This window comes from Kocuria carniphila, from assembly GCF_004136555.1.
GTDB lineage: Bacteria > Actinomycetota > Actinomycetes > Actinomycetales > Micrococcaceae > Kocuria > Kocuria carniphila.
Window position 1 is genome coordinate 118,823 of record NZ_NOIT01000008.1, and the last position, 12,982, is coordinate 131,804.

At 65.0% G+C, this 12,982-nt stretch carries 9 protein-coding genes; 3 read left to right on the forward strand and 6 right to left on the reverse strand.

The window, feature by feature from the left end:
* Window positions 1-67: 67 nt before the first annotated feature.
* Window positions 68-1,597 carry an MDR family MFS transporter gene (locus tag EWV37_RS07485; protein ID WP_238663132.1) on the reverse strand — a complete coding sequence of 510 codons (1,530 nt, stop codon included), beginning with the start codon at window positions 1,595-1,597 and terminating at the stop codon, window positions 68-70.
* 96 nt (window positions 1,598-1,693) lie between these two features.
* The gene (locus EWV37_RS07490; protein ID WP_129700798.1) at window positions 1,694-3,847 is read right to left on the reverse strand and encodes a prolyl oligopeptidase family serine peptidase; all 2,154 of its coding nucleotides are present in this window, start codon (window positions 3,845-3,847) and stop codon (window positions 1,694-1,696) included.
* Between the two features lie 57 nt (window positions 3,848-3,904).
* Here EWV37_RS07490 and EWV37_RS07495 point away from each other — a divergent pair, with 57 nt between their 5' ends.
* Window positions 3,905-5,902, forward strand: coding sequence for an FAD/NAD(P)-binding protein (locus tag EWV37_RS07495; RefSeq protein WP_129700800.1), 1,998 nt, complete (start codon window positions 3,905-3,907; stop codon window positions 5,900-5,902).
* A 103-nt stretch (window positions 5,903-6,005) separates the two neighbouring features.
* Here EWV37_RS07495 and EWV37_RS07500 read toward each other — a convergent pair whose 3' ends face one another.
* The 4 genes from EWV37_RS07500 to EWV37_RS07515 all read right to left on the reverse strand — a co-directional run bounded on the left by EWV37_RS07500 (window position 6,006) and on the right by EWV37_RS07515 (window position 10,817).
* The gene (locus EWV37_RS07500) at window positions 6,006-6,782 is read right to left on the reverse strand and encodes a cyclase family protein (protein WP_129700802.1); all 777 of its coding nucleotides are present in this window, start codon (window positions 6,780-6,782) and stop codon (window positions 6,006-6,008) included.
* Between the two features lie 77 nt (window positions 6,783-6,859).
* Window positions 6,860-8,521 (reverse strand): thiamine pyrophosphate-binding protein, encoded by a 1,662-nt coding sequence (locus EWV37_RS07505; protein WP_238663134.1) that lies wholly within the window; start codon window positions 8,519-8,521, stop codon window positions 6,860-6,862.
* Between the two features lie 103 nt (window positions 8,522-8,624).
* Window positions 8,625-9,560 (reverse strand): sugar-binding transcriptional regulator, encoded by a 936-nt coding sequence (locus EWV37_RS07510; protein WP_095797802.1) that lies wholly within the window; start codon window positions 9,558-9,560, stop codon window positions 8,625-8,627.
* Window positions 9,561-9,599: 39 nt separating this feature from the next.
* Window positions 9,600-10,817, reverse strand: coding sequence for a NupC/NupG family nucleoside CNT transporter (locus EWV37_RS07515; protein ID WP_129700804.1), 1,218 nt, complete (start codon window positions 10,815-10,817; stop codon window positions 9,600-9,602).
* Window positions 10,818-10,972: 155 nt separating this feature from the next.
* On the opposite strand from EWV37_RS07515, the gene EWV37_RS07520 reads away from it, so the two are divergent.
* On the forward strand, window positions 10,973-12,268 hold the full coding sequence (locus EWV37_RS07520) for a thymidine phosphorylase (protein ID WP_129700839.1): 1,296 nt from the start codon (window positions 10,973-10,975) through the stop codon (window positions 12,266-12,268).
* A gap of 41 nt (window positions 12,269-12,309) precedes the next feature.
* Window positions 12,310-12,966, forward strand: a complete 657-nt coding sequence (deoC, locus tag EWV37_RS07525; protein ID WP_129700806.1) for a deoxyribose-phosphate aldolase — start codon at window positions 12,310-12,312, stop codon at window positions 12,964-12,966.
* Window positions 12,967-12,982 lie beyond the last annotated feature (16 nt).

The following is a 12,982-nucleotide window of genomic DNA, read 5'->3' on the forward strand; positions in this document are numbered from 1 at the left end:
TGACAGACGTAGGGTCCCGCTTGAAACAAGCGGGGCCCTACGTCTGTCCCGGGACGAGACCGGCAATTTAGTGCGCTGCCGGTTCGGATCCCTCCACCGTCACGCGGTTGTTCTCCGGAGTGGACTTGCGCATGAAGAGCGTCAGCACGAACGCCACCGCACCCAGCGCAGTGGCCGTGAGGAAGGCCGCGTGAACGCCCGGAATCGCATCGGTGGTCGTAGAACCGTCCGGGTTCTGGAGCACCGTGGTGCCCGCTTGCATGATGCCCACCAACAGCGCCGTACCGGCCGCACCGGCCACCTGCTGGAGGGTGGACAGCGTTGCCGAACCGTGTGAGTAGAGCTTGGGCGGCAACGGGTTCAGGCCTGAGGTGAACGCGGGGGTGAAGATCATGGCCAGGCCCACGGACATCGCAACCTGGAGTACCACGATCCACCACACGGCAGTATCGGCCTGCAGCCGTGAGAAGTTGAACATCACGAACGTCAGCAGCGCCGCACCGGGCACGGCCAGCGGACGGGGCCCGTACGCGTCGAACAGACGACCGATCACGGGACCCAACAGGCCCATGATCAGGCCACCGGGCAGCAGAATCAGACCGGTCTGGAGCGTGTCCAGTCCGCGAATGGTCTGCAGATACAACGGCAGCACAATCACGCCGCCGAACAGGGTCATCATGGCGATGGCCATGAGTGCCACGGACACGGTGAAGTCGCGGTGTTTGAAGGTGCGCAGGTCCAGGAAAGGATTGTCCTTGCGCTGCAATTGAAGCTGACGCAGTGCGAATGCCGCCACGAGCAGGACACCGAGGGTCAGGATGACCGCACCGCCACCGGCGGACGTGGCCCATCCCATGAAGGAATCGGAATCGCCGCCCTGTGTGCCGCCGGCACCCACCGTGGACAGACCGTGCACCAGAAGACCGAAGCCGAAGACGGACAGCACCACGGAAAGGATGTCCAGCCGCAAGTCGCCACGCGAACCGACGTCCTTCAGACGGGTCAGACCGATGATCAAGGCAAGCACGGCAATAGGGAGAACGAACCAGAAAATGCTGCGCCAGGGAAAATGCGCCAGGATGAATCCGGAAATCGTGGGGCCGAGGGCCGGAGCCACGGAAATCACAATGGACACGTTGCCCATGACCAGGCCGCGGCGTTGCTTGGGAACCAGCGTGAGAATGGTGGTCATCAGCAACGGCAACATGATGGCCGAGCCGAACGCCTGGACCACGCGAGCCACCAGTAGGACCGCGAAGCTGGGGGCCAGGGCAGCGAGCAATGTGCCCAGCGCGAAGGACCCCATGGCCAGGCCGAAGACGGCTCGCGTGGAGAACTTCTGCAGCAGGAAGCCCGTGGTCGGGATGACCACGGCCATGGTCAGCATGAACGCGGTGGCCACCCACTGCACAGTGGCAGCGTCAACATGCAGGTCCTCCATCAAGTGGGGGAGTGCCACGTTCAAAATGGTTTCGTTCAGGATGACCACGAAGGCCGCGATCAGCAGAACGGCAATGGTTCCCATCGCGCCCGGAGCGATCTGCGGTGGGTGTTCCGCGGTGCCGCCCGATGCGGGTTGAGAGGGTGAAGAAGGCAAAGATGATCTCCAACGTCGTAATGTCTTGAGGATGTGCCCGTTGGCAGATCTGTACCAGGGCCGTCAGCCAGGATAGCCATGGTGACTTGCCAGTGGTTAACGGCCCTTCGGATTCTCGAGCATCTGCCACATGAACTCGTGGGAACGGGCGTGCAGCGCCGCAGCCTGTCGGTTGTCCGAGGCACCCGCGTGGCCGCCGTCCGTGGCCTCGTGGAACCATACGTTCTGGTGCCCCTGATCGAGCATTTTCGCCGCCATCTTGCGGGCCTGAACGGGCCCCACCCGATCATCGGAGGTTGCGGTCCAGATCAGAGCGGGCGGATAACACATCACGGGTGACAGCAGGTGGTGGGGGGAGAACGTGCGGATGTACTCCCATTGCTCCGGTTGCTCGGGGTCACCGTATTCCGCGATCCACGAGGCCCCGGCCGAGAGCTTGGTGTACCGGCGCATGTCCAGCAGAGGCACACCGCACGAGATCGCACCGAACAGCTCCGGGTAGGTGGTCAGCATGTTGCCCACCAGCAGTCCGCCGTTGGAGCCGCCGGCGCACGCGAGTTTCCTGGCGGTGCATACGCTGCGTCGATGCAGATCCTCCGCGACCGCCGCGAAATCCTCGTACGCACGGTGGCGGTTTTCCTTGAGTGCGGCGGTGTGCCACGACGGCCCGTATTCGCCACCACCGCGAATATTGGCCACCACGTAGACGCCCGTGCGACCGCGCTGGTCCTCCCGGGTCAACCAGGTGATCCCGGTGGCTCCCGAATATCCCGGGGTGCGGGAGACCTCGAAACCTCCGTAGCCGCTGAGCAGCGTGGGGTTCAGCCCGTCCAGCTCCAGATTGCGCGGGCCTACCTGGAAATACGGCACGCGCGTACCATCCGCGGACGTGGCGAAATGCTGAGTCACGTCCAGACCCTGCGCGTCGAAGAACGACGGCGCTCGCTTCAGGATTGCGGGCTCGCTCGCCGGGCGTTCGGTGCTGTCTGCAGTGCCTTCGGGGCCGGAGACTTCGGGCAGGGAACCCCGCCCCAAGGAGGACGGTGTGAGGTACCCGGTAACCGAGAAGAAATAGTCGTTGCCGACCTCGGGATCTTCATCGTCCACGGCCCACGCGGAAGCGCTGTGCAGCGGCGGGATGCCCGGCAGGGGAGTGAGCTCCCACTCACCGGGCACCGTGGAGTAGAGCGCGGAGGAGACATCATGCAGGGTGTTGAGGATCAGGTGGTCGCGCGTCCAGGACCACCCCTCCAGACTCGAGTGTGCGTCCGGAGTAAAGACCGATTCCACGGAGCGGTCGCCGTTCATGAACGCTCGGAGATCCGCGGCGAGCAGACAACCGGCGGGGTACTCGGTCCCGTTGAGTTCCAGAGTGTGCCGCGGGCGTATCAGGAGCCACTGTTTGTGGAGATCCACGCTCACCGTGGGGTCCAGGTCGAGTTCAACCCACTGCTCCTCGCTCCACAGGTATGTGCGCACCGTGAAGAAATCCACGAGATCCATGGCGATCACGCGTTCGAAGCCGGGTGTGTGGTCCTTGTAGACCGCGGCCTGGGCGTGGTCAGCGGGCACCTCGAAAATCACGGGAGCGTGCGCGGTGTTCTGCCCGCGGGACACTCGGCGCACCTGGCGCGGATATGAGGACTCGGTCATGGAGCCGGGGCCGGTATCGGTCGCCACGAATACGGTGTTCGCGTCCACCCAGGAAACGGAAGACTTGGCCGTGGGGACGTCGAAGCCACCGGTCACGAATTCCCGGCTCTCCAGGTCGAATTCCCGTGTGCGCACGGCGTCGCCACCATCCGGGGAGAGCCTGACCAGAGCGCGCTGCCACTGCCCGTCGGTGTACTGCGGTCGCAGCAGCCGAGCACCGGAGAAGACCCAGTCCACGTTCTCGGTGCGCGCCAATTCATCCACGTCCAACAAGACGTCCCACTCGGGGCTGTCGCTGACCCAGGACTCCCACGTGGTGCGCCGCCACAGCCCGCGCGGGTGCTGAGCGTCCCGCCAGAAGTTGTAGTAATAGGGCCCGTGCTTGGTCACGGCCGCAATGCGGAAGGGGCTGTCCATCACGTCCACGACGCGTTCGGTCATGGACGTGAGTTCCGGGCCGTCCACCAATGTTTCAGTGCGTCGGTTCTGCTCCCGCACCCACTCCATGGGGCGCTCGCCGTGAATGTCCTCGAGCCACAAGAACTCATCGACAAGCTCATCCTCGAGATGCGTGGGAGAAGTAGAAGTGGTGACCATGGGCCCATGCTACGGGCGGGGTAAGACACGCACAGATGGCTCGTTATCCTGGTGGTCATGGTGAGTCAGCGACGAGTGGTAGTGGTAGGTGCGGGCCCCCGAGGGCTCTCCGCGGTGGAACGGCTGACGGCGCAGGCGGCACAGACACGCGCCCGGGTGCACATAGATCTGGTGGACCCCTTCCCTCCCGGAGCCGGCCACGTGTGGCGCACCGATCAATCACTGCTGTTCCTGATGAACACCCCGTCCCTGTTCCCCACGGTGATCGCGCCGGACGGCGCCCTGGCGGTGGATCCGCTGGCCGAGGTGCGGAACATGAGCTTCGACAGGTGGCGGCGCGGCGTCGTCGACGGCAGCATCACCCCGGTGAGCGCCCTTGATCAGGCCGAACGCGATGCGCTGGAGGCGCTGACCTCGCAGGACTTCCCGCCTCGCGCCATCTACGGGCGGTATCTGGAGTGGATCTTCACGACCCTCAACAACCACCTGCCGAGCAACGTGACCCTCACCGTCCACCGCGCTGAGGCCGTGGACGCGTGGGTTCACGAAGAGGCGCGGCACCGTTACGCCGTGGAGCTCGCGGGCGGTCAGTCGATCCCCGCGGATGCCGTGGTGCTTGCACTGGGCCATTTGGACGCCCACCTGCGCCCCGGCCAGAAGGAACTGGTGGACGGTGCGGCCGAACACGGTCTGACGTACTGGCCGCCCACCGTGCCCGCCGATGCGCCGTGGGCGGACCTCCCCGAACAGGAAACCGTGCTCGTACGCGGCATGGGTTTGAACTTCTGCGACGCGCTCGCCCAGCTTACCGAAGGCCGCGGCGGCACGTTCGAGCCGGATAAGAACAACCCCGAACGGTTGATTTACCGGCCGTCGGGCAAGGAACCGCACATCGTCGCGGGCTCACGCCGCGGCACGCCCTACCGCGCTAAGCCGCAGCTCGAGGGTTACTACGCACACACCCTGGAGACTCGGTTTTTCACGCTCGAGGCCGTCCAGAACCTGCTCGATACCAGCAGCGAACAGCTGTCGTTCGAGCGCGATTTGTGGCCCCTGATCCGCAAGGACGCGAATTGGAACTACTACCGCGTCCTGGCGCGCACCTCCCCGGATGCCTTCACCCAGCCCGCGGGCGAGTTCTTACGCAAGTTGGACGCCATCCTTCTTGATGACGACGGCGCTCGCTGGTCCCAGCGCGTCGAAGCCTTGGTTACGGCCTCCGTGGTGCCGGGCAGGCAGCTCCAACAAGAACGATTGGCGCGACCTTTCGAGGACGTCAACTTCGACAGCCACGATGAGTACGCCGCCGCGGTGGTGCATTATTTGGACCGGGACGTTCACGGCTCGCTGCGGGGTGAGGACGACCCCGTCAAGATGGCCATTTCATCTCTCAACGCGGCCCGCACCGTGCTCAAGTGTGTCCTGGCAGAGGCCGGAATCTCGGACTCGTCCTGGGTCAATGAGCTGCGACGGGATTTCGAGCCCTTCGTGGAAGGTCTGGCTTCGGGTCCGCCCGTGTTGCGCATCCAGCAGTTGGCGGCCCTGACGCGGGCGGGTGTGGTGCGGTTCCTCGGCCCCGAGCCTCGCTTCGTGGTGGACCGCAACGAGGGCTGCTTCGTGGCGGCGTCGCCGTGGGTCAGCGATACGCCCGTTCGTGCTCGCTGGCTTATCGAGGCCATGTCGCCCGCCAACGATGTGCACCGCAACATCTCCCCGCTGCTGTCCAATATGCACGAGCGCGGTTTGGTGCGCGGCAAGCTCATGGAAACGCGCGACGGCGCGAGCCCCGTCACGAGCACGGGTCTGGACGTGAGCGCGAGCGCCCGCCGCGAGGACACCGCTTTGGGCGGCCTCACACTCGGCACCGGGGCCTTCGCTTATCGCGTCGTGGGGCAGAAGGACGCCGTGGAGCCCGGGATCTTCGTGCTGGGTCTGCAGCTGTCCTCGGTGCAATGGGGCGTCTCGATTGCCGCTGAGGCAGAGGCACCGGCGCACCTGGGTGCCCGCACTATCGCGGATGCGGATCAGGTGGCGCAGGCGATCCTGGCGGAGTAACCGGCTCCGGCCAGCCGTCCCGCTGCACCTCACCCAGTCATCGGGACGGCAGCGGCCACGAGCACAATCGATGAACCCTCAATCGGTCAACCGCGCGAGGGAACTACTCGGCGTCCATCAACGCGTAGACGCGCGACGGGCTGCCGGTGCCACCTTCGATGGGCAGCGGTGCAACCACCAGCAGTGCCCCGGTGGGTGGTAGCTCACTGAGGTTCTGCAGCGACGTGATGCCGTACTTGTCGTTGCCCAGCAGGTAGTAGTGCATGGGGAAGGCCGGATCCAGGGCGCCGGCGGCTCCGGCGTCGATGCCCACGGTCTCGACACCCACACCCGAGATCGCTCGTTCCTCGCCGAGCCAACGGGCACACTCCACCGTGAAACCGGGGCTGTGGGGTCCGTTCTCGTCCTTGTTCAAGAAGGCATCCCGATCCTGAGCGAAGCGATCCCAACCGGTGCGGAACAACACCCAGGCGTTGTCCGGGATGGCACCGTGCTCGGCCTCCCACTCCTGAATGTGGGAAACGTCCACCAAGAAATCTGCGTCCTGTTCGGCCTCCGCCGTGAAGTCCAGCACCACGGCCGGTCCGATCAGCCGGGCGGGTTCGATCTGGGAGACGTCCTTGCCCTCGCGACCCGTGGCCCAGTGCACGGGAGCATCGATGTGCGTGCCGATGTGCTCACCGGTGTGGATGTTGTGGTGTTTCCAGAAGGGACCGGGCTCGTTGTAGGCCGACACTTCCTCCAGTGAGAAGTCGATCAGATTGGAAAACGGTTCCGGCAGCTCCAGCGTGGGTGTGGTGGCGCTGAGCTTGTTGGTGAGATCGACCAATCGAACCTGCTGATCGGTCAGTGCCCGGGTGAGTTGCGAGATGACGCCCACGGCGTGCTCCTTGTCTATGCCTATGAATGGTGACGGATGTCTGCTGAGGGAAAGGATCGGTTGATGGTGCGGGGTGCTCAGTGGCCCTTGAACGCTTCAGCGAGCCACCAGGCTCCGCCGTCCGAGGTGATGCGCGCGTCCACGACCAGCGGGGTATCGCGCGCTCCATTGAGCCAGTCGGTGATACCGGACAGATCGGCGACCGTCCGCACGGTCGCTCCGTGGGCACCGTAGCCTCGGGCGATCGCAGCGATGTCCGTGTCCGGGAAGGTCACCGTTTCAAGGTCCTTGTTCGAGGCCTGATCGAAATGATGGATCTCGGCCCCGTACGCGGAGTCGTTGTAGACCAGCACCACCAGGGGTAGCCCCAGGCGCACGGCCGTTTCCAGTTCGGAGATGGCCATGAGAAAGCCGCCGTCTCCGGTCGCGAGCACGGGGAGCCGCTCAGGTTGCGCGATTGCCGCTCCGATGGCGGTTCCCAACCCCAGGCCAATGGACTGGAACGCCTGCGTGAAGCAGAAGCCGAATTCGTCCGGCACGTCCAGATATGCACTGGGGTATCCCATGAAGTTGCCCGAATCCACGGAAACCACCCGTTCAACCGGCAGAAGCTTGTCGACCTCACGCGAGAACACGCGCGGGTCGATGTGGGTCTCCGTGGAAAGGTCCTCGATCGCCTCGCTGGCCCACCGCGCATGCGACTTGATCCGCTGTGCCATTTCAGGGGTTCGCCACGTATCGCCGCCGACGCCGCTCAGAGCCTTGGTCACGTCAGTTGCGGATTCCGCGCAGTCACCGAGCACTCCGAGGTCGATGGGGCGGTTGGCACCCAGGGCGTCCAGGTCCGTATCCACTTGAACGACCGTCGCTTCCGGGCCGATCAGGGATCCGTGCCGCATGGTCCACATGTTCAAGGCGCAGCCCCACCCGACGATCAAATCCGCGTCGGCAACAGTGGCCGCTGTGAAGGGGGAGGAGAAACCACCCGAGATGCCCAGGTTGAACGGGTCATTGTGGAACAGCCCGTGAGCCACAGCAGACGTGGCCAAAAGTGCGCCGGACGCTTCGGCCAGTTCCCTCAGCTGGTCAGCCGCATGACGTGCGCCGCGACCGGCCACGAATACGGGTTTCTTGGCTTTGGTGATGAGTTGCGCGAGTTCGGCCACGGCCTGCCGTGAGGGGCGAACCGGCTGCGCGGTGGACACCGTGGGAAGTAAAGCGGGGTCGAAGTCAACCTTGGCCTGTTGAATGTCCGTGGGAACCGACAGCACCACGGTCCGTCGTTCTGTCAGGGTCGTTCGGTAAGCCCGCACCACATCGGCTACGGCGCTCGCGGGGGAGTGGACGCGCTCCGGGACGGCACTCACACTGCGGGCGAGAGCGTCTTGGTCCACGTTGAAGTTCGATCGCACCGCAGCGCTCGCCGTGTCCGCGGTGAGCACGATCAAAGGTGTTCTGCTCTTGGCGGCCTCGGCGATGCCCGTGAGCGCATTGGTGAGCCCGCAGCCCTGGTGAGTGGACAGCACCGCAACGCGACCGGACATCCGGGCAAACCCGTCCGCCATCATGGCCGCCCCACCCTCGTGGCGTGCCGCGGTGAACGGGACACCTGCCCGGCGCAGCGCCGCGGTCATCTCGAAATTCCCGCTCCCCACCACGCCAAAGCAGTGACCGGCGCCCAGCTCGGCCAGAACAGTGCCCACCACATGGGCCACGGGGCGGGTGCCGGAAGGGGCCACGGAGTTCTCCTTGTGCATCATGACCCGCGCGTCATTACGGGGTCTTGAGCCCAATATGACACACGCCACCGACGCGCAGAACCAGCCGCAGAACGGTGTCGGATCAGGCGAGAACGGCCCGGGCGGTGTCCTCGTCGGTGACCAGGTGGGACACGTATCCGGCGCCCAGAGCGGCCTTCAAGGGGCGAACCTTTTGTTGTCCACCGGCCACGCAGATTCGGGTTTGTTTAGCACGCAGGTTCTGCAGGGACACCGCCACCGTGCGTTCCTCGAGCTCCGGCAGGCATGGCTCTCCCTGCTCATCGATGAAGCGTGAGCAGATGTCGCCCACGGCGTTGTCCAACAGGGCAGTTTGTTCGGCCTCGGAGAGGTAACCGAGTTTCAACAACGTGGATTCCGGGCTCATGGTGCCCACCGTGAAGATGGCGGTCTGGGCGTCCCTGCCCAGGTCCAGGATGTGTTTGATGTGCCGATCTTCCTCGACCACCCGTTTGACCTCTGCGTTGTCGAAGATGACCGGGAGGGGCAGGGTCTGCGGGTAGGCGTTGAACGCTTCGCAGAACAACCGGATGGTCTCGTAGTGACTCGTGGAACGGGAGGTCAGCGTGGCCCCACCCTTGAGCTGAACCACCTGCACCCCGTGACAGTTCTGGTGCTTGAGGGACCGGGCCACCGCGTGCAAGGTGCGGCCCCACGTGATCCCGACCAGATCGCCGTCGGCAACGTTTTCCTCGAGCATGAGGGCGCCCACGGCACCTAACTCGCGGACCAGCTCCTCGTCCGTGGGCTGACTGGTGATGACTCGGGCCTCGGCCAGGCCGAAACGCTCGCGCAGCTGATCAGCCACCGCCGTGGACACCTGACGGGGGTCGTGAATCTCAATGGTCACGAAACCGCGATCCTTGGCGTGCTGGATCAGTTTGGAGACGGTTGGACGAGAGACCCCCAGTTCACGGGCCACATCTCCCTGGGACAGGCCGCGCTCGTAGTAGAGGCGCGCGGCGCTCAGTCCCTGGATATCTCTGGGGCTCAATGACATGGGGGTCTCTCGTTCGTGAAAGGTGGTGATCAGCGGGGATCAAAGCCCCAGAATCACGCCCACCAGTGCAGCGTTGAGCATGTTGGTCAGGAAGCCCGCGAACAGTGCGAACAGACCCATTTGCGCCACGTCGCCGCGGCGATCCGGTGCCAGGCCGCCGATCGAACCGATCTGGATCGCGATCGAGGACAGGTTGGCGAAACCGGCCAGGGCGAACGTGGTGATCAGCACGGACTGGGGATCCATGTTGGGGATCTCCGGACCGAACGAGGTGTAGCCCACGAACTCGTTGAGGATGGTCTTCTGGCCGATGAAGTTGCCGACCATGGCGGCGTCGTTCCAGGGCACACCCAATGCCCACGCGAGCGGGGCGAAGATGATGCCGAACAGGCCTTCCAAGGACCAGCCTTCGAAGCCGAACAGGCCGCCGAACCAACCGAGCACGGCGGAGACCAAGCCGATCAGGGCGATGAACGCAATGAGCAGGCAACCCACGATCACGGCGATCTTGCCACCGCTCATGGCGCCGGTGCCGATCGCGTCGATGATGTTCTTGGATTCGGTGTCGCGCACCTTGAGGACGTTCACGGATGCTTCGGACTTCTCGGTCTCGGGCATCAGGGCCTTGGCGACGAGCAGTGAGCCCGGTGCGTTCATGACGGCGGCGGCCAGGAGATAGGGCAGCGGGGCACCCAGCAGCGAGTAACCCACCAGGGTGGAACCGGCAACGGCCGCGAAACCACCGGTCATGCACGCGAACAGTTCGGAGCGGGTGAGCTTGCTCAGGTACGGCTTGATCATCAGCGGGGCTTCGCTCTGCCCCAGGAAGATCACGGTGGAGGCGAACACGGATTCGATCTTGGACGTACCCATGATCTTGTTGAGCGCGGTACCCAGCAGGTGCACGAAGAGTTGCACAACGCGCAGGTAGTAGAGCGCACCAATGAGCGCCCCCAGGAAGATGATTACTGGCAGCACGTTCAACGCGAACACGAATCCGCTGTTCTCACCGAACAGACCACCGAACACGAAGGACGTGCCCTGATCGGTGAACGAGATGAGTCCCTGCACCAGACCGGAGAACCACTTGAGGGCCTCGAAGCCCGGCCCCCATTTCAGGATCAGCAGCGCCACACCGACCTGCAGGGCCAAGCCCACGGCCAGGGTGCGCCACTTGATGGCGCTGCGGTGTCGGGAGAGAAGAACGATGATGCCCAGAATGAGCACAATGCCAATCAGGCCTTGGAAGCGATCCACGATGATCCTGCCTTCACATGGGGCGCCGTACCGGCGCGAACATTTGTCAAAAGAGTGATTGACAAAATTTCTCATCAGCAGCTTAGGATGTGAGCACCGGTTCCACAAGCCAGGAACACGTGTTTTCGAACCCCAATCCCGAGGGAGTGATCGCGGTGGTCGAGGCCTACGACGCTGTAGATGTCATCCGTATCAAGCGAGACCGTCAGAAGTTGCCCATGGACGCCATCGACTGGGTGGTGGACGCCTACACCCGCGGGGTTGTCGCGGACGAGCAGATGTCCGCACTGGCCATGGCGATCTTCCTCAATGGCATGGACCGGGAAGAGATCGCGCGCTGGACGCAGGCCATGATCAACTCCGGCGAGACCATGAACTTCCAGGCCTTGTCCAAGGCCACCACCGACAAGCACTCGACCGGTGGCGTGGGTGACAAGATCACCTTGCCGCTGGCACCCCTGGTCGCCTCCTACGGCGTGGCCGTTCCGCAGCTGTCCGGCCGCGGGTTGGGCCACACCGGTGGCACCCTGGACAAGCTCGAAGCCATCCCGGGCTGGCAGGCTGACCTCAGCAATGACCGCATGATGGAGATCCTGGAAGACGTGGGCGCTGTCATTTGCGCCGCAGGTTCCGGCCTGGCTCCCGCGGACAAGAAGCTCTACGCCCTGCGCGACATCACCTCCACCGTGGACTGCATCCCGCTGATTGCCTCCTCGATCATGTCCAAGAAGATCGCCGAGGGCACCGGCGCCCTGGTGCTGGACGTCAAGGTGGGCCCCGGTGCGTTCATGAAGAAGGAAGCGGACGCCCGTGAACTCGCACGCACCATGGTCGACCTCGGCACCGACGCCGGCGTGAACACCGTGGCGCTGCTGACCGATATGTCCCGCCCGCTGGGCCTGACCGTGGGCAACGCCCTGGAGGTCCGCGAGTCCGTGGAGGTCTTGGCAGGTGGCGGCCCGAGCGACGTCGTTCGTCTGACCGTTGCCCTGGCCAAGGAAATGCTTGAGTCCGCCGGCGTCAAGGACCCGGACGTGGAGGAAGCCCTCAAGGACGGCCGCGCCATGGACTCCTGGAAGCGCATGATCTCCGCGCAGGGCGGAGATCCGGGCGCCCCGCTGCCCGTGGCCACCGACACCCACGAGGTCACTGCCGAAGAAGACGGCGTCATGACCGAAATGGACGCGCTCGCCGTGGGCGTCGCGTCGTGGCGTCTGGGTGCGGGCCGCGCTCGCCAGCAGGACCCCGTGCAGGCCGGTGCCGGCATCGAGATCCACGCGGTGCCCGGCGACAAGATCACCAAGGGCCAGAAGCTGTTCACCCTGCACACGGACACCCCGGACCGTTTCGACCGCGCGCTGGATTCCCTGCGCGGCGGCTACACCATCGATCCCCAGGCGGCCGAGGGCACCGGCGCGCGCGACGACGTCGTGCTCGACCGGATTTCCTGACCTCACCCACCGCCCGGCTCACCGAACCAAGGAGTTAATTCATGACCACCCGCGCCGAACTGGCCACCATGATCGATCACACGCTGCTCAAGCCGGAGGCCACCGCCGAACAGGTGGCCGAGCTGGCCCGCGAGGCCGGTGAGCTGGGCACCTTCTCCATCTGCGTCTCACCGTCCCAGCTGGACGTGGACCTGCCCGAGGGCGTCAAGCTGGCCACGGTGTGTGGTTTCCCGTCCGGCGCGCACGCCGCTGCCGTGAAGGCTGCGGAGGCCGCGGATTCTGTGGCCGCGGGCGTGGACGAAGTGGACATGGTCATCAACCTGGGTCTGGCCAAGGTCGGCGATTGGGACGGCGTCCAGGCGGAGATCGCAGCGGTGCGCGAGGCATGCCCGTCGAACGTGGTGCTCAAGGTCATCATCGAGTCCGCAGCTCTCACCGATGACGAGATCGTGGCCGCATGCAAGGCCTCCGAGGCTGCTGGCGCGGACTTCGTGAAGACCTCCACGGGCTTCCACCCGGCCGGCGGTGCGTCGGTCGAGGCCGTGCGCCTCATGGCGGACACCGTGGGCGGTCGCTTGGGCGTCAAGGCCTCCGGCGGCATCCGCGATACCGCTACTGCGCTGGCCATGGTCCAGGCCGGTGCCACCCGCCTGGGACTCTCCGGCTCGGGCGCCGTGCTCGACGGCCTGTCCGACTGATTCGCTCGCTCACCCC

What these genes read in the sequence shown, in the direction of transcription:
- EWV37_RS07490 (WP_129700798.1), bottom strand. Translation starts at nt 3,847, where the DNA reads ATGGTCACCACTTCTACTTCTCCCACGCATCTCGAGGATGAGCTTGTC.
- EWV37_RS07495 (WP_129700800.1), top strand. Translation starts at nt 3,905, where the DNA reads ATGGTGAGTCAGCGACGAGTGGTAGTGGTAGGTGCGGGCCCCCGAGGG.
- EWV37_RS07510 (WP_095797802.1), bottom strand. Translation starts at nt 9,560, where the DNA reads ATGTCATTGAGCCCCAGAGATATCCAGGGACTGAGCGCCGCGCGCCTC.
- deoC (WP_129700806.1), top strand. Translation starts at nt 12,310, where the DNA reads ATGACCACCCGCGCCGAACTGGCCACCATGATCGATCACACGCTGCTC.